The 16,672-nt window shown below is 71.9% G+C and carries 14 protein-coding genes; 9 read left to right on the top strand and 5 right to left on the bottom strand.

The window, feature by feature from the left end:
* Positions 1–171 precede the first annotated feature (171 nt).
* On the bottom strand, positions 172–1,611 hold the full coding sequence (locus DY218_RS18770) for an MFS transporter (RefSeq protein WP_407703656.1): 1,440 nt from the start codon (positions 1,609–1,611) through the stop codon (positions 172–174).
* 128 nt (positions 1,612–1,739) lie between these two features.
* Between DY218_RS18770 and DY218_RS18765 the strand changes: the two genes are divergently transcribed.
* From DY218_RS18765 to DY218_RS18745, 6 genes are all read left to right on the top strand, one after another.
* Positions 1,740–2,642, top strand: coding sequence for a helix-turn-helix transcriptional regulator (locus DY218_RS18765; protein WP_128557270.1), 903 nt, complete (start codon positions 1,740–1,742; stop codon positions 2,640–2,642).
* Positions 2,643–2,792: 150 nt separating this feature from the next.
* Positions 2,793–2,996 (top strand): hypothetical protein, encoded by a 204-nt coding sequence (locus tag DY218_RS18760; RefSeq protein ID WP_119290687.1) that lies wholly within the window; start codon positions 2,793–2,795, stop codon positions 2,994–2,996.
* 169 nt (positions 2,997–3,165) lie between these two features.
* Positions 3,166–3,333: a DUF6243 family protein gene (locus tag DY218_RS34595; RefSeq protein ID WP_199566777.1), complete on the top strand. Its 168-nt coding sequence runs from the start codon at positions 3,166–3,168 to the stop codon at positions 3,331–3,333.
* Positions 3,334–3,463: 130 nt separating this feature from the next.
* Positions 3,464–4,627 (top strand): tRNA dihydrouridine synthase DusB, encoded by a 1,164-nt coding sequence (gene dusB, locus DY218_RS18755; protein ID WP_407703654.1) that lies wholly within the window; start codon positions 3,464–3,466, stop codon positions 4,625–4,627.
* 460 nt (positions 4,628–5,087) lie between these two features.
* Positions 5,088–7,811: a pyruvate, phosphate dikinase gene (gene ppdK, locus DY218_RS18750; RefSeq protein ID WP_128557225.1), complete on the top strand. Its 2,724-nt coding sequence runs from the start codon at positions 5,088–5,090 to the stop codon at positions 7,809–7,811.
* Between the two features lie 339 nt (positions 7,812–8,150).
* Positions 8,151–8,867: a hypothetical protein gene (locus tag DY218_RS18745; protein ID WP_128557224.1), complete on the top strand. Its 717-nt coding sequence runs from the start codon at positions 8,151–8,153 to the stop codon at positions 8,865–8,867.
* 92 nt (positions 8,868–8,959) lie between these two features.
* Here DY218_RS18745 and nirD read toward each other — a convergent pair whose 3' ends face one another.
* From nirD to DY218_RS18730, 3 genes are read right to left on the bottom strand one after another with little or no spacing between them, the layout of a single operon-like run.
* On the bottom strand, positions 8,960–9,367 hold the full coding sequence (gene nirD / locus DY218_RS18740; protein WP_128557223.1) for a nitrite reductase small subunit NirD: 408 nt from the start codon (positions 9,365–9,367) through the stop codon (positions 8,960–8,962).
* Positions 9,364–11,979: a nitrite reductase large subunit NirB gene (gene nirB, locus DY218_RS18735; RefSeq protein ID WP_128557222.1), complete on the bottom strand. Its 2,616-nt coding sequence runs from the start codon at positions 11,977–11,979 to the stop codon at positions 9,364–9,366. Before nirB ends, nirD begins: the two co-directional genes overlap by 4 nt.
* A complete protein-coding gene (locus DY218_RS18730; protein ID WP_128557221.1) occupies positions 11,979–13,244 on the bottom strand; it encodes an NAD(P)/FAD-dependent oxidoreductase in 1,266 nt (421 codons plus the stop codon). The genes nirB and DY218_RS18730 overlap by 1 nt, the downstream gene beginning before the upstream one ends.
* Positions 13,245–13,515: 271 nt before the next feature.
* Here DY218_RS18730 and DY218_RS18725 point away from each other — a divergent pair, with 271 nt between their 5' ends.
* The 3 genes from DY218_RS18725 (at position 13,516) to DY218_RS18715 (ending at position 16,089) form a co-directional block, all read left to right on the top strand.
* Positions 13,516–14,967 carry a ferredoxin reductase family protein gene (locus tag DY218_RS18725; RefSeq protein WP_233521699.1) on the top strand — a complete coding sequence of 484 codons (1,452 nt, stop codon included), beginning with the start codon at positions 13,516–13,518 and terminating at the stop codon, positions 14,965–14,967.
* Positions 14,968–15,068: 101 nt separating this feature from the next.
* Positions 15,069–15,269: a hypothetical protein gene (locus tag DY218_RS18720; RefSeq protein ID WP_128557219.1), complete on the top strand. Its 201-nt coding sequence runs from the start codon at positions 15,069–15,071 to the stop codon at positions 15,267–15,269.
* A 37-nt stretch (positions 15,270–15,306) separates the two neighbouring features.
* The gene (locus tag DY218_RS18715) at positions 15,307–16,089 is read left to right on the top strand and encodes a sulfite exporter TauE/SafE family protein (protein ID WP_128557218.1); all 783 of its coding nucleotides are present in this window, start codon (positions 15,307–15,309) and stop codon (positions 16,087–16,089) included.
* A 36-nt stretch (positions 16,090–16,125) separates the two neighbouring features.
* Here the strand turns inward: DY218_RS18715 and DY218_RS18710 are convergent.
* The coding region (locus tag DY218_RS18710; protein WP_147336153.1) for a class F sortase at positions 16,126–16,672 on the bottom strand (547 nt) is incomplete at its 5' end.

Below are 16,672 nucleotides of genomic sequence, written 5' to 3'. Positions count from 1 at the left end.
CGCCGGACGGGCTGGATTTTGGCCTGGACGGCCTCGTCCTCAATCGCCGGACGGGCTGGATTTTGGCCTGGACGGCCTCGTCCTCAATCGCCGGACGGGCTGGATTTTGGCCTGGACGGCCTCGTCCTCAAACGCCGGACGGGCTGGAGGAGGGGAGGGGACCGGCTGGTGTCAGGTCATCGTGGGAGGCAGCCGCAGGCTTAGCGTCGCGGTCAGGGCGATGAGCGTGAGCTGGACCGCGAGGGTCACAAGCAACGCGTCCCGCATGCCGAGCGCGGGCACCAGCGAGAGGAAAAGACTGCCCAGCGTCGCCACGCCGACCGCAAGCGCCGCCTGCTGGGCCGTGACCATCACCCCACTGCCCACCCCGGCCCGATCCGCCGGCACGTCGGAGAGTACGAGCCGCATCAGCACCGGCAGTTGAAGCCCTTGCCCGAGCCCGGCCAGCGCAGCGCCCGGCGCGAGCGCCGCCCCACCGAGGTCCGGCCACCAGGCCCACGCCGCGGCGACCAACAGGCCGACGCCCACGCCCTGTACAACCCCGCCCGCGGTCACCACCCGCGTCCCGTACCGCCCGACCAGCCGCGGCCCCGCGAGCGATGCACCGAAGAACGCGACCGCCATCGGCACCAGGGCGAGCCCCGCCGCCACCGGCCCCATCCCCAGGCCCTGCTGCAGCGCCACCGCGATCACGAACATGAAGCCGCCGAACGACACCGAGAACGGCACCACAAGGGCAAGGCCGCGCCGCAGCGAGAACAGCGCCAGCAGGCTCGGCGGCACCAGCGGCGTACGCCCCGCACGGTCCGCCCGCCGCTCCACCAGGAAGAACCCGACCGCGGCGAACGGGAACACCCCGAGCCCCAGCCACGTCCACAGCGGCCAACCTGCCGCCCGCCCCTCGGTCAGCGGCACCAGCAGCGTCACCAGGGCCACCGCGAGCAGCAGCGTGCCCGGTACGTCCACGGGCGCGGGCCGCTCCGAACGGCTCTCCGGCACCGTACGCACCGCGAGGAACAGACCGATCAGGACCACCGGCACATTCACCAGGAACACCGCACGCCAGCCCGTGCCGGCGATGTCCGCGGCGACCAGCACTCCGCCCAGGATCTGCCCGGCGACCATCGAAAGACCGGCGGTCGCCCCGTACAGGCCCATCGCGCGGGCCCGCCGCGCACCGGTCGTCGTGGCCTGGATGGTGGCCAGCACCTGCGGCAGCATCAGCGCCGCTGCGGCACCCTGCGCCACCCGCGCCCCGACCAGGGTGCCCGCGTCCGGCGCGAGTCCGCAGGCAAGCGAGGTCACACCGAAGGCCGCGAGACCGGCGAGGAAGAGCCGCCGGCGCCCGAACATGTCGCCGAGCCGGCCGCCGAGCACGAGCAGGACGGCATACGCGACGCCGTAGCCCGCGACGATCAGTTCGAGCATCGCCGGGCCTGCCGCGAGGTCGTGCTCCATGGTCGGCAGGGCCACGTTCACGATGAAGAAGTCGATCAGAGGCAGGGCCGCTCCGAGCAGGACGGTGACCAGGCCGAGCCGGCCGAGCACCGGACCGTGCCGGATCACGGCGGTCTCGCCGGCCTCGGCGGCCGCGGCGGGAGCGGACGGAATGCTGACAGTGGATTCACTCACGACGTCGAGAGTGCCCTTCGGCTCAGCCTGGTACCAGAGTCTTTTTATCCTGGTACAAGGGGTACCTGGCAAGCGGCCGGGGCCTACGGCAGCCTGGGAGCATGACCATGACGCACGAGCCCGCCGTCGTCGAGACCGCGGACGCACCCCGCAAGGAGGACGCGGCCCGCCCGGAGGACGTGCGCCGCAGCGAGCTGGCCGGCTTCCTGCGCAGCCGCCGCGAGCGGATCACTCCGGAACAGGTCGGGCTCCCGCGCGGCCGGCGCCGCCGTACGCCCGGCCTGCGCCGCGAGGAGGTCGCCCAGCTCTCCGCCGTCGGCGTCACCTGGTACACCTGGCTCGAGCAGGCCCGCCCCATCCAGGTCTCCCCGCAGGTCCTGGACGCGGTGGCCCGCACACTGCTGCTCGACCCGGGGGAGCGGGCGCACCTCTTCGCGCTCGCCGATGCCGCCGATCCCGCGCCGGGCACCGAGTGCCCCACGGTCAGCCCCGAACTGCGCCTGCTCCTGGAAGAGTTGGAGCCGGTCCCGGCCTGTGTGCAGAACAGCCGGTACGACATCCTCGCGTACAACCGCACCTACGGCCGGCTGCTCTGCGACCTCGACGCCGTATCGCCCGAGGACCGCAACTGCCTGTGGCTGGCCTTCACCCACGACGAGTGGCGGGCGTCGCTCGCGGACCGGGACGAGACGGTCCGGCAGATGGCCGGCAAGTTCCGCGCGGCCATGGCCGGGCATCTCGCCGAGCCCGCCTGGAAGACGCTGCTCGGACGCCTGGAGAAGGCGTCGCCCGAGTTCCGTGAGCTCTGGGAGCGCCACGAGGTGGTGTCGGCGACCGGTGCCAAGACGAAACACTTCGTCAACCCCCAGGTCGGGCCCTTGCATCTGCAGCACACCAACCTCTGGCTCGGCCCCTCCGCCGGCCCCCGCCTGGTCGCGTACGTACCCGTCGACGAACAGTCCCGGGCCGGCGTCGCGAAGCTCCACGCATGGGCGACGGAGCGGCACTGAGCCGGTACCGGCGGTGAACTGTCCCTGCGGGTACCCCTGTTGATGTTGGACTTGCTGCACACTGGGCGCGCGCGACCTGTACCACCACACCGGGCGTACGGCGAAGGAGCGCCGGGACGCCGCAGCCGGAGTGCCAGGAGGCCCCACGCCATGCCGTCGATGACGAGCAGCAAGGTCAGCCGCTGGGACCAGCATGGACGTGAACACGTCGTGCAGGTCCGGAAGTCGGGGATGCAGCGGGCCCTGTCGTGCGAGACCTGCGGTTGGAGCCGGTCCGCGCAGTTCCTGCCGTGGCTGAAGGCGGAGGAACATCTCGCCGAGGAGCACCAGGCGACGGTGGATCCGGCGGGCTGAGCGGGGGCGGCCTGGGGCCGCCGAAAAATCGGGTGACCGGGCGGACCGGGTCCGCTAGCGTCCGGGGCATGTTCTCTTTCTTCCAGATCTACGAGTGAGACCGCGCGGTCTCGGTGACCGCACTCCGACGTATCCCGGAACCCTTCTCATCCCGTAGGGGCGATCAGTCGTGGCCAAGAGCCGGAACAACCTGCTCGGCGTGGGCGGACAGCGCAAGAAGCTCTCGCGGGCGGACCAGTACGGTCCGGGGCAGTCCCGCGAGGAGGACCGCCGAGCCGCCGAGGACAAGAAGCAGGAGTTGCTCCGCAAGATGCGTGAGCGGTCCCAGGACGTGTGACGCACTTCTAGGCCGGTCGGGCTGATCTCGGCCCGACCGGCACCAACCCAGCCCGTCCGGCGTGAGGACATCTTTTGACCGGCGGTCAAGGCCGTGGCTTCCAGGGCGCTGCCCCGGACCCACGGGATCGATGCGGGACAATGGGCCAATGACCTCGCTCGCCCCCGCCTCCCTCGCCATCGGCCCGCACACCGTGCAGCCGCCGGTCGTACTCGCCCCGATGGCAGGCATCACGAACGCCCCCTTCCGCACCCTCTGCCGCGAGTTCAGCGGCGGCAAGGGCCTGTTCGTGAGCGAGATGATCACCACGAGGGCGCTGGTCGAGCGCAACGAGAAGACCATGCAGCTGATCCATTTCGACGCGAGCGAGACACCCCGTTCGATCCAGCTGTACGGAGTGGACCCCCTCACCGTCGGCAAGGCCGTCCGCATGATCGCGGAGGAGGATCTGGCCGACCACATCGACCTCAACTTCGGCTGCCCGGTGCCGAAGGTGACCCGCAAGGGCGGCGGCTCCGCCCTGCCGTACAAGCGCCCGCTGCTGCGCGCGATCCTGCGCGAGGCCGTCACGGGTGCCGGTGATCTGCCGGTCACCATGAAGATGCGCAAGGGCATCGACGACGACCACATGACCTACCTCGACGCGGGCCGGATCGCCGTCGAGGAGGGCGTCACCGCGATCGCCCTGCACGGCAGGACCGCCGCCCAGCACTACAGCGGCACCGCCGACTGGGACGCCATCGCCCGCCTCAAGGAGCACGTCGGCGAGATCCCCGTGCTCGGCAACGGCGACATCTGGTCGGCCGGCGACGCCGTACGCATGATGCGCGAGACCGGCTGCGACGGCGTCGTGGTCGGACGCGGCTGCCTGGGCCGCCCCTGGCTCTTCGGCGATCTGGTCAGCGTCTTCGAGGAGGGCGGCGGCGCCACGGCCACGCCCACCCTGCGCGAGGTCGCGGCCGTGATGGTGCGGCATGCGCAGCTGCTCGGCGAGTGGATCGGCGACGAAGGGCGCGGCGTCATCGACTTCCGCAAGCACGTCGCCTGGTATCTGAAGGGTTTCGCGGTCGGCTCGGAGATGCGCCGGAGCCTCGCCGTCGCCTCCTCCCTGGCGGAGCTCGAAGCTCAGTTGAGCGAACTCGATCTGGACCAGCCGTGGCCGCAGAGCGCCGACGGCCCGCGCGGCCGGACCTCCGGCCGGGACCGGGTGGTGCTGCCGGACGGCTGGCTGGATGATCCGTACGACGCGTCCGCGGTCGATTCCGGTGCAGAGCTCGACACTTCGGGCGGCTGACGACTCTCGTATCAGGACGCGCGCCAGGCGACGGGTGTCCCGCCGGTGACCCGGAGTAGTCCCCCGGGTGTCCGTGCGGCGGTCCGGATCCTGGGATCGAGCCGCCGGAGGCGGCGTGATTCTCGCCACCCTTGATTGGGGTCACGCTCAGATGAGCGATTCGGGGACGGCTGCACTTCTCCAAGCGGGGCACTCAGTGCCACTCTTTTTGCGTTCAAATCTTGAACTCAGATGCATTTCTGGCTGCTCATAAGAGCGCGATCGGCAGCGGTTCGGTCAAAGGTCGTTCGGGAGGTGAAGGCTGGAGTCGATCTCCGGCCGCCCCGTCGTCACTTTCGATCTGCTGGCGGACGACTGGTTGCGGCCGTACGACGGGATGGCGTGCATGCCGGGACGCCTTCGATCTGGGTATGTTCCTCGCCGTCAGGGCAGCCACTGAGTCCTCGAGGAGTCGAGACCCGTGTCGGAAAACAATGATCAGAAGTACGTCTACGACTTCACCGAGGGCAACCGGGACCTCAAGGACCTGCTCGGTGGCAAGGGCGCCAACCTCGCCGAGATGACCAACCTCGGCCTGCCCGTCCCTCCGGGCTTCACCATCACCACCGAGGCCTGCAAGGAGTACCTCGCCGGCGGCGAGGAGCCCGCGGCACTGCGTGACGAGGTCAGCGCCCACCTGGACGCCCTGGAAGCCGCCATGGGCAAGAAGCTCGGCCAGGCCGACGACCCGCTGCTGGTCTCGGTGCGCTCCGGCGCCAAGTTCTCGATGCCGGGCATGATGGACACCGTCCTCAACATCGGCCTCTCCGACAAATCCGTGCAGGGCCTCGCCAAGCAGTCCGGCGACGACCGGTTCGCCTGGGACTCGTACCGCCGCCTTATCCAGATGTTCGGCAAGACCGTGCTCGGCGTCGACGGCGAGCTCTTCGAGGACGCTCTGGAGAAGGCGAAGACCGCCAAGAAGGTCACGGTCGACACCGATCTGGACGCCGCCGATCTGAAGAAGCTGGTCACCCGCTTCAAGAAGATCGTCAAGACCGAGGCCGGACGGGACTTCCCGCAGGACCCGCGCGAGCAGATGGACCTCGCCGTCCGCGCGGTCTTCGACTCGTGGAACACCGACCGCGCCAAGCTCTACCGCCGCCAGGAGCGCATCCCCGGCGACCTCGGCACCGCGGTCAACGTCTGCTCCATGGTCTTCGGCAACCTCGGCCCCGACTCCGGCACCGGCGTCGCCTTCACCCGCGACCCCGCCTCCGGCCACCAGGGCGTCTACGGCGACTACTTGCAGAACGCGCAGGGCGAGGACGTCGTCGCCGGTATCCGCAACACGGTGCCGCTCGCCGAGCTCGAGTCGATCGACAAGAATTCGTACGACCAGCTGATGCAGATCATGGAGACCCTCGAGACGCACTACAAGGACCTGTGCGACATCGAGTTCACCATCGAGCGCGGCCAGTTGTGGATGCTGCAGACCCGGGTCGGCAAGCGCACCGCCGGCGCCGCCTTCCGGATCGCCACCCAGCTCGTCGACCAGGGTCTGATCGGTGAGGCCGAGGCGCTGCAGCGGGTCAACGGGGCGCAGCTGGCCCAGCTGATGTTCCCGCGCTTCGACGACGAGGGGGCGAACGACGGCAAGGGGCCCGAGCTGCTCGGCCGGGGCATCGCCGCCTCGCCGGGCGCCGCGGTCGGCAAGGCCGTCTTCGACTCGTACACCGCCGTGAAGTGGTCCCGCTCCGGCGAGAAGGTCATCCTGATCCGCCGCGAGACCAACCCCGACGACCTGGACGGCATGATCGCCGCCGAGGGCATCCTCACCTCCCGCGGCGGCAAGACCTCGCACGCGGCCGTGGTCGCCCGCGGCATGGGCAAGACCTGTGTCTGCGGCGCCGAGGACCTCGAGGTCGACACCAAGCGCCGGCGGATGACGGTCGGCGGCCGGGTCGTCGAGGAGGGCGACGTCGTCTCCATCGACGGCTCCACCGGCAAGGTCTACCTCGGTGAGGTACCCGTCGTACCGTCGCCGGTCGTCGAGTACTTCGAGGGCCGGATGCACGCCGGGGCGGACGAGGCCGACGAACTGGTCGGCGCCGTGCACCGGATCATGGCCTACGCGGACCGGGTGCGGCGCCTCCGGGTGCGGGCCAACGCCGACAACGCCGAGGACGCCCTGCGCGCCCGCCGCTTCGGCGCCCAGGGCATCGGCCTGTGCCGCACCGAGCACATGTTCCTCGGCGAGCGCCGCGAGATGGTCGAAAAGCTGATCCTCGCGGACACCGACGAGGAGCGCGAGACCGCACTCAGCCAGCTGCTTCCGCTGCAGAAGACAGACTTCGTCGAGCTCTTCGAGGCGATGGACGGACTGCCCGTCACCGTCCGGCTGCTCGACCCGCCGCTGCACGAATTCCTGCCCGACATCACGGAGCTGTCGGTCCGCGTCGCGCTCGCCGAGTCCCGCAAGGACTCCAACGAGAACGATCTGCGGCTGCTTCAGGCCGTGCACCGGCTGCACGAGCAGAACCCGATGCTGGGTCTGCGCGGTGTCCGGCTCGGTCTGGTCATCCCGGGCCTGTTCACCATGCAGGTGCGAGCGATCGCCGAGGCCGCGGCCGAGCGGAAGGCCGCGAAGGGCGACCCGCGCGCCGAGATCATGATCCCGCTGGTCGGCACGGTGCAGGAGCTGGAGATCGTCCGCGACGAGGCCGAGCAGGTCATCGCCGAGGTCGAGGCGTCCACCGGCGTCAAGCTCAAGCTGGCGCTCGGCACCATGATCGAGCTGCCGCGGGCCGCGCTGACGGCCGGTCAGATCGCGGAGGCCGCCGAGTTCTTCTCCTTCGGTACGAACGACCTGACGCAGACCGTCTGGGGCTTCTCCCGGGACGATGTGGAGGCGAGCTTCTTCACGGCGTACCTGGAGAAGGGCATCTTCGGGGTCTCGCCGTTCGAGACCATCGACAAGGACGGCGTCGGCTCGCTGGTCCGCAACGCGGTGCGCGACGGGCGGGCCACCCGGCCTGACCTCAAGCTCGGTGTCTGCGGTGAGCACGGCGGCGACCCCGAGTCGGTGCACTTCTTCCACGAGGTCGGCCTCGACTACGTCTCCTGCTCGCCGTTCCGGATCCCGGTGGCGCGGCTCGAGGCGGGTCGTGCGGCGGCCGAGGCCAGGGGCAGCGACAGCCGCTGACCGCCGGGCCGCGAGCCCTCCAGGACACCGGGACCACGCCGGTCCCCGACCCTCACCGATCGGTGTCGGTCCCGGTCCACCGCAGGAGAGGGCGCCCATGTGCGGGGGCGCCCTCTCCTGAAGTCCCGTACGCGGGATGGCAGTTCACGTACTGCAGTTCACGTACGGCAGTCCACGTGCCGGCCCCAAGACTCCGGGGCCGTCGAAGGGTCCCCGACCAAGCCGATCCTTCGACGGTCCCGGTGCTGCTGTGTCACCGCCTTGTACGAGCCTCGTCCGGCACGGCGCCGGCTGCCCCGCGCACTCGTACAGTGAGCGCACTGACGAAGGGGGATCGTCGTGGGGGAGCATCGGGAACCACCGGGGGACGACGCGGACGGGGCGGGCGAGGTCCCGCCGATGGGGCGCTATCTGGCCCGTGCCTTGCCGTTGCCGGTGATCGCGGTGCTGGGTTCGGCCGTCGGGCTCTGTCTCGACGACTGGGTCGGCCTCGTCTTCGCTGTGGGCACGACCCTCGTCGCGGCCGTGCTCGCGGCCGTCACCGCCTTCGGTGTGCGCAACCGGCTCGGTCTCGCCGCGGCGGCCGCCGCGGCCGTCCTGGCGATCGGATATCACACCGGGCCGACGCTGCACGATACGTACGCCAAGAAGTTCGGTGAGGTGACCCGCGCGGCCGTGGTCGATGTCGAGCGTACGCACACCAGCAAGGGCGGGGACCACCACGTCTGCTTCGTGTCCGAGGTCATCGGCGACGAGGCGCGTCCCGATGACCGATACGCGCCCGGGGTCCGCAGGCTGGACGAGGAGAACAACTGCCGTGGGCAGTTCCGGCTCGGGCAGGATGTCGTGCTCTTCGAGGATCCGCGGGGGCGGCTGGCGCCTTGGCTTGCGGGGTCCGACGACCGTGGGCTCGACACGGGGCGCATCGCCTGGGATGCGCTGCTCTTCGTGATCGCCGTGGGAGCGCTCTTTCATGCGCGGATGGTGCCGCGCCCCGGCGCGCGGCGCCCACCGGTCGACCTCGCCAAACCGGGGGACGGCGCCGGGTCGGGGTGAGTTGTCCTCTGTCCTCAGTCGCCGGGCCGGACGCCGGCTGCCGCTCGACCGTCCGGCCTTCGACCGCGACGCGGCGATGCGACTGCACGAGCTCACCCGGGAACTGGCGGAGACTCCGACCCCGTGATCCGCTGCTTGCGTCGGTGCACGCGGGTGTCGTAGCGGGTGAGTGTGACGGTGGCGTCGTCGAGGCACTGCCCCGACACGAGGTCGAAACGCTGCTTGAGCAGGGGAGAGGCGACGAACGGCCGGCCGTCCGCATGGCCGATGAGGCCGCGCGAGAGGACCGCGGCGCCGGAGAAAGGGTCGCGGTTGTCGACCGCGTGCAGCCGCCCGCCGCGGTCACGGAAGACCGCGGCCTGACGGCCGTCCGGGAGGAGGGCCGCGACGCCGCGTCCCGGGGCCAGCAGGTCGTCGGGGCAGACGGTGAACCAGTTGCCGCTCACGAGGAGTTGGACGAGCAGGCCGGTACGGGTGCGGGGCGCCGTGAGCGTGGTCATCGGGTGGCCGTTCCTTCCAGGGCGGGGGTCGTCGTACGGGGTGGCGGGTCGAGGGTGAGCAGCGGCAGGTCGGGCTTGATCTGGTCGCGTTCGGGGACGAAGCGGACCGTGGGGTCGGGTGTGTCGGGCGCGTTCACGAACGACACGAAGCGGGCGAGGCGGTCCGGGTCGTCGAGGGTCTCGGCCCACTCGTCGCGGTAGTGGGCGACGTGTGCGTCCATCAGGGACTCGAGTTCGGCGCAGATCCCGAGCGAGTCGTGCACCACCACGTCCCGCAGATGGTCGAGCCCGCCCTCCAGGCGGTCCAGCCAGGCCGCGGTACGCTCCAGGCGGTCGGCGGTGCGGATGTAGAACATCAGGAACCGGTCGATCAGGCGCACCAGTTCGGCGTCCGAGAGGTCCTGCGCGAGCAGGTCGGCGTGGCGCGGTGTGGCGCCGCCGTTCCCGCCGACGTAGAGGTTCCAGCCCTGGGCGGTGGCGATCACGCCGAAGTCCTTGCTCTGCGCCTCCGCGCACTCCCGAGTGCAGCCGGACACCGCGGACTTGAGTTTGTGCGGCGCCCTGAGGCCGCGGTAGCGCAGCTCCAGATCGATCGCCATCCGCACGCTGTCCTGCACGCCGTAGCGGCACCAGGTCTGCCCCACACAGGACTTGACCGTCCGGAGCGCCTTGCCGTACGCATGGCCCGACTCGAAGCCGGCTGCCACCAACCTGGCCCAGATGAGCGGGAGTTGGTCGACCCGGGCGCCGAAGAGATCGATCCGCTGGCCTCCGGTGATCTTGGTGTAGAGGCCGAAGTCGCGGGCCACCTCGCCGATCACGATCAGTTTGTCGGGGGTGATCTCGCCGCCGGGGATGCGCGGGACGACCGAGTACGAGCCGTTGCGCTGGAGGTTGGCGAGGAAGTGGTCGTTGGTGTCCTGCAGGGCGGCCTGCTCGCCGTCGAGCACGTAGCCGCTCGCGCCGATCGCCGGGGCGAGCGAGGCGATGATCGAGCCGACCGCCGGCTTGCAGATCTCGCAGCCGTCGGTGCCCCGCGCCGCCTCGCGCCCGTGCGTGTCGAGGAGTTCGCGGTACGAGGTCAGGCGCAGCGCCCGCACGATCTCGTACAGCTCCTGACGGGTGTGGCCGAAGCAGCCGCACAGGCCCTTGTCGACCTCGACCCCGGAGGCCTCCAGCTCGGCGTCCACCAGCTGCTCGAGCACCTTCGCACAACCGCCGCAGCCCGTACCGGCCTTGGTGCACTTCTTCACCTCCGGCACGGTGCCGCAGGCGTGTTCGGTGACGGCGGCCCGGACGGTGCCCTTGGTGACGTTGTGGCAGGAGCAGATGACGGCCTCGTCGGGCAGGGCGGCGGGGCCGAGGGCCGCGGGTGCTCCGGAGCCGGCCGGAAGCACCAACTGCTCGGGTGCGAGCGGGGGTTTGCTGCCGGTCAGGGCGCGCAGCGTGCCGTACGCCTCGGCGTCGCCGACCAGGATGCCGCCGAGCAGGGTGCCGTCCGGGTCGAGGACGAGCTTCTTGTAGACGCCCGCGCGGGAGTCGGCGTACACCACGTCCAGGCAGTCCTCCGCGGTGCCGTGTGCGTCGCCGAAGGACGCCACGTCCACGCCGAGCAGCTTGAGTTTGGTGGAGAGGTCGGCGCCGGTGAAGCCGTCCACCGCGGTGCCGGCGATCGACGCGGCCGCGGTGCGCGCCATCTCGTAGCCGGGTGCCACCAGGCCGTACACCCGGCCGTCGGCCGCCTGCGCGCACTCGCCGATCGCGTACACCGCCGGGTCCGTGCTGCGGCAGTCGGTGTCCACGGTGATGCCGCCGCGCTCGCCGACGCCGAGGCCACCCGTGCGGGCCAGCGAGTCCCGGGGGCGTACGCCGGCCGAGAACACCACCAGATCGGTGGCGAGTTCGGAGCCGTCCGACAGGCGGACGCCGCTGACCGCGCCGTCCTCGCCGGTGAGCACCTCCTGCGTCCCGACGCCGGCGTGCACGCTCAGGCCCATCCCCGAGACCGTGCGAAGGAGCGCCGCGCCGCCGCCCTCGTCGACTTGCACCGGCATCAGCCGGGGCGCGAACTCGACGATGTGCGTGGCGAGGCCGAGGCCGTCGAGCGCTCCCGCCGCCTCGAGCCCGAGCAGTCCGCCGCCGACCACCAGACCGGTGTGCGCGGTCTTCGCGTACGCCTCGATCGCCAGGAGGTCCTCGATGGTGCGGTACACGAAGCAGCCGCGCGCGTCCTTGCCCGGCACGGGCGGCACGAACGGGTACGAGCCGGTCGCGAGCACCAGCGTGTCGTAGCGGACGGTGCGTCCGGAGCGGGTGGTGACCGTGCGGGAGGCGCGGTCGAGGTGCTCGGCCGGGTCGTCGAGGTACAGCTCGATGCCGTGCTCGGCCATGAAGTCCGGTGCGGTGACGGAGAGTTCGTCGGGGGTGCGGCCGGTGAAGTACGAGGTGAGGGCGACCCGGTCGTAAGCGGGGCGCGGCTCCTCGGCGAGTACGACGATCCGGGCGCGCTCGGTCACCTGCCGGGCGGCGAGCTCCTCCAGGAACCGCTGGCCGACCATGCCGTGGCCGACGAGCACGATCGTGGGGGTCGCCGCGGTGGACGGTGCGGGCATCAGGAGCCTCCATCGTGGGTGAGCAGGTGCAGCAGGGGTGCGTCGGTGAGTGGTTCGCCGGCGTCCCAGGCGCGGGCGAGGGTGTCGACGGCCGAGAGCTCGCCGAGCAGGACCCCGCCGATCAGCCGGTCGTCGCGGACGAGGACCTTGCGATAGGTGCCGCGGGTGGCGTCGGTCAGATGCACGACGTCGTCGCCCGGAGCGGCCTCCGACTCGCCGAAGGCGGCCAGGTCGAGCGGGCCGACGGCGGTGGCGGCGGTGCCGGTCAGGGTGAGGCGGGTCAGGGCGCGGGTGCCGGTGTAGCGGCCCGGGCCGCGGCCGGTGAGGGACTCCGCCAGCGCGTCGGCCTGTTCGACGGCCGGAGTGGCCAGTCCGTAGACGCGGCCCGCGTGTTCGGCGCAGTCGCCGATCGCGCGGATGTACGGGTCGCCGGTGCGCAGTGCGTCGTCGACGACGATGCCGTGGCGCACCTCGAGCCCGGCCGCTGCGGCGAGTCCGGTACGGGGACGTACTCCGCAGGCCAGGACGACGAGTTCGGCGTCGAGCACGAAGCCGTCGGCCAACTCCACGCCGCTGACCCTGCGATGGCCGCCCGCCGACCCGCGCGGACCGGTCGGCGTGGTGCGCAGCCCGCGCACCCGGCACTCGGTGTGCACCTCGACGCCTCGGGCCGCGAGATGCCCGGCGACCAGATCGCCTGCCGCGGCATCCAGTTGACGCTCCATCAGGCGCTCGCCCTGCTGGGCGAGGACCACCTGGGCGCCGCGTTCCGCAAGCGCCCGCGCCGCCGATACGCCGAGCAGTCCGCCGCCGATGACGACCGTACGGGTGCCCGCGCGGACCGCCGCCGAGAGGGCCAGGCAGTCGTCCAGAGTGCGGAAGGGGTGCACGCCGTCGGGCAGATCCTCGGCCGGCGGGCCGCCCGGCCCGCTCCCGAGACCGCGCAGCGGCGGCAGGACCGGGTTGGAGCCGGTGGCCAGGACGAGGGTGTCGTAGCGGGTCCGCGTGCCGTCGGTGCAGTGCACGAGATGCGCGGACCGGTCGATGCGTGCCACTCGGGCCTGCCGGACCGGCCCCGGCGTGGGCAGCGCGGTCAGCTCCGGGCCGTAGCGCCCGGCCAGCACCTCCGCGAGCAGCACGCGGTTGTACGGCGCATGCCGCTCCTCGCCGAACAGCGTGACCTCGGCGCCGCCGGCCGCCCGGAGCTGCTGCGCAAGGCGCGCTCCCGCCGTCCCGGCGCCGATCACCACGATCCTCGAACTCATGGATCCGAGCGTGCGGCGCGGGTGTTACCCGAGGGCATCCGAGCTGTTTCCCGTGCGGAACGCTGCGCTCAGCGGGGAGCGGCGCGGAGTGTGAGGGTGCGGGCGGAAGGCCCCTGACCGGGGTGTCCGCGCTCCCTCGGCCACCTTCGCCGGTCACCTCCGCGCCGGTGGCTTAATCGTCGGTCAGCCGATCCTCAAGGGCGGCTTAAAGATCGCCTGCGAGGTCCTCGCCGCCGGATTGCGGGGGTGGCGACCGCTTATGTTCGGCGGCGTGACCCTCCAGGCCGCCACCCCCGAACTCCCCGCACACCACCGTGACTCCGCGGTGCGGGACGCCGCGCCGCACACTCCGCCCGACCCGCACACGCCGCCCGCCCCGCACGCTCTCGTCGTACCGCCCGCGTCGTACCACCCCGCGCCGCGCATCCCGCCCCGCGTCCTGCGCGCCGCGATCCTCGCCGGCGCCACCGCCGTCACCGCGCTGTGGGGCGCACAGCTGCAGCCCTCCGCCCGGCTCGACGCCCTCTTCGCGAGCGGCGCCCACCTCACCGGCCTTCTGGCCGGCTACGGGGTCCTCGTCATGCTCGTCCTGATGGCCCGCATCCCGGCCGTCGAACACGGCGTCGGCGCCGACCGGCTGGCCCGCCGGCACGCACTCGGCGGCCGCTGGGTGCTCACCCTGTGCACGGCCCACGCCCTGTTCGCGCTCTGCGGCTACGCGGCGCACACCGACACCGATCTGATCGCCGCCGCCCGCGATCTGCTCGGCTATCCCGCGCTCGCCGCCGCCACCCTCGCCACCGCCCTGCTGCTCGTCGTCGGCGTCAGCTCGGCCCGCGCGGTGCGCCGCCGGCTGCCGCACGAGATCTGGCGCTCCCTGCACCTGCTCACGTATCTCGCGGTGGCCCTCGGCTTCGTCCATCAGCTGGCCGGCCCGGACGTGGCGAGCAGCCCGATCGTCGTCTGGGTCTGGGCGATGCTGCACACCACGGTCGCCGCCCTGCTCGTCTGGTACCGGCTCGTCGTCCCGGTCCGGCAGGCGCTGCGGCACCGGCTCAGGGTCGTCGAGGTGCGCGGCGAAGGGCCGGGCGTGGTGTCCGTGGTGATGCGCGGCAGCGGGCTCGACGCGCTGTGTGCCGAGCCGGGCCAGTTCTTCCGCTGGCGGTTCCTGCGGGCGGGGCTCTGGCGTACGACGCTGCCGTTCTCGCTCTCCGCGCCGGTGCGCGACGACACCCTGCGGATCACCGTGAAGGCCCTCGGCAACCACAGCCGGCGCGTCCGGCGGCTCCGCCCGGGCACCAGGGTGCTCGCCACCGGCCCGTTCGGCGCGCTCACCGCGCACCGCCGCACCCGGCGCCACGTCCTGCTGATCGCGGGCGGTGTCGGCATCACCCCGATGCGCACCCTCTTCGAGACCCTGCCGGCCGCGCCCGGCGAACTCACCCTCCTGTACCGGGCGAACAGCGCCGACCAGCTGGTCCTGCGCACCGAACTGGAGTCGATAGCCGTCGCCCGGCAGGCCCGGCTGCACTATCTGCTCGGCCCCTCCGACGGCTCGTACGACCCCCTCGCCCCGCAGTCGCTGCACGAGCTGGTGCCGGGCCTGACCGAGCACGACATCTATGTGTGCGGGCCGCCCGGCATGACGACGGCGGTGCTCGCCTCGCTCGCCCGGGCCGGTGTGCCCGAGGACCGGACCCATGTGGAGGACTTCGCCTTCTGACAGCACCGCACAGCACCGCACCGCACCGCCCTGCCCCGCCCCTGGGCCCCGCCAACCTCGGCCGGCCCCTCCACCCCCGCCACCCGAAAGGCACCGGCGCGATGTCCCGCCACCGCAGAATCCCCGTCCGCACCGCGCTCCCGCCCCGTACCGCCCGACGGCGTCTGGCCGCCGCGCTCACCGCGGCGGGCGCACTCGCCGCGACCGTCGTCGCGCTCACCGTGCAGCCGGCCGCGCCGCCCGCCCCCGACCGCATCCCCGACGCCCCGACCTCAGAAGTCGCTCAACTCCGCGGATTTTGATGGACGGCACACCTATCGCGTCCTTAGGGTCGCGATCATGCCCGACATAGCTCTGACCACGCTCGTTGTCCTCTGTCTGGCCGCCGCGGCGGCCGGCTGGATCGATGCGGTGGTCGGCGGCGGCGGGCTGCTGCTGCTCCCCGCAATGCTCCTCGGACTCCCCGCGGGCACCCCCGCCGCCACGGCACTGGGTACCAACAAGGCCGTCGCCGTCGTCGGCACCACGGGCGCCGCCATCACCTACGTACGCAAGGCACCCGTCGACATCCGCACCGCCGTCCGGATCGGGCTCGCGGCGCTGGCGGGTTCGATGGGAGGTGCGTTCTTCGCGGCCGGGATGAGCACCGAGGTGCTCAAGCCCGTGATCATGGCGGTGCTCGTCGGGGTCGCCGCGTTCGTGATCCTCAAGCCCGCCTTCGGTACGGCGCCGCCGACCACACCCCCGTCCCGTCGCCGTATCGTCGCGGCGATCGCCCTGGCCGGCGTCGGCATCGGCTTCTACGACGGCCTGATCGGCCCCGGCACCGGAACCTTCCTGGTCCTGGCCCTGACCGCGGTGCTCCACCTCGACCTGGTCACCGCCTCGGCCACCGCGAAGATCGTCAACGTCTGCACCAACTCCGGCGCCCTCGCGATGTTCGCCTGGCAGGGCGCGGTGCTGTGGCGCCTTGCCGCGCTGATGGCGGCGTTCAACCTGGCCGGCGGCATGGTCGGCGCCGGGATGGCACTCAAGAAGGGCAGCGGATTCGTCCGTGTCGTCCTGCTCGTCACGGTCTTCGCCCTGGTCGGCAAGATGGCGTACGAGCAGTGGCTGGCCTGAACCGCGGGATCGTGGCCGAAGGGGGCGGCTCGCCGGCTACCCGTGCGATCCCGTCAGATGCGCGAAGACCACGACATTGCCCAGGTAGCCGGTCTTCTTCGAGTAGCCGCCGCCGCAGGTGATGATCCGCAGCTCCGGCCGGGACGCGGCGCCGTACACCTTCTCGTCGGGGAAGGCCCGGCTGTCGTAGACCTCGACCGCGTCCACCGTGAAGACCGCCGTACGGCCGTCGGCGCGCGGCACCTCGACCCGGTCGCCCTTGTGCAGCGAACCGAGCCGGTAGAAGACGGCGGGGCCCCGGGCGTTGTCCACATGGCCGGCGATGATCGATGTGCCCCGATCGCCCGGGGCGGTGCCGGCCTCGTACCAGCCGGCGAGATTGCTGTCGGCGGCCGGCGGCACGTCGAGGCTGCCGTCCGTGGTGAGGCGCAGGCCCATCAGCGGGGCGTCGACCTCGATGCGGGGGATCCGTATGGCGGTGGGGTCCGCGGCGGGCAGTGCGGGGGCCGACGTGCGCGCGTCCCGCCCCGCGGGGTCCGCCGCCTCGGCGGCCGTCGGCTGCGGCGGGGCGTCGGCGTCCGCC

This window comes from Streptomyces triticagri, from assembly GCF_003429565.1.
Lineage (GTDB): Bacteria > Actinomycetota > Actinomycetes > Streptomycetales > Streptomycetaceae > Streptomyces > Streptomyces triticagri.
This window is presented reverse-complemented; position numbering and strand designations above follow the sequence as displayed.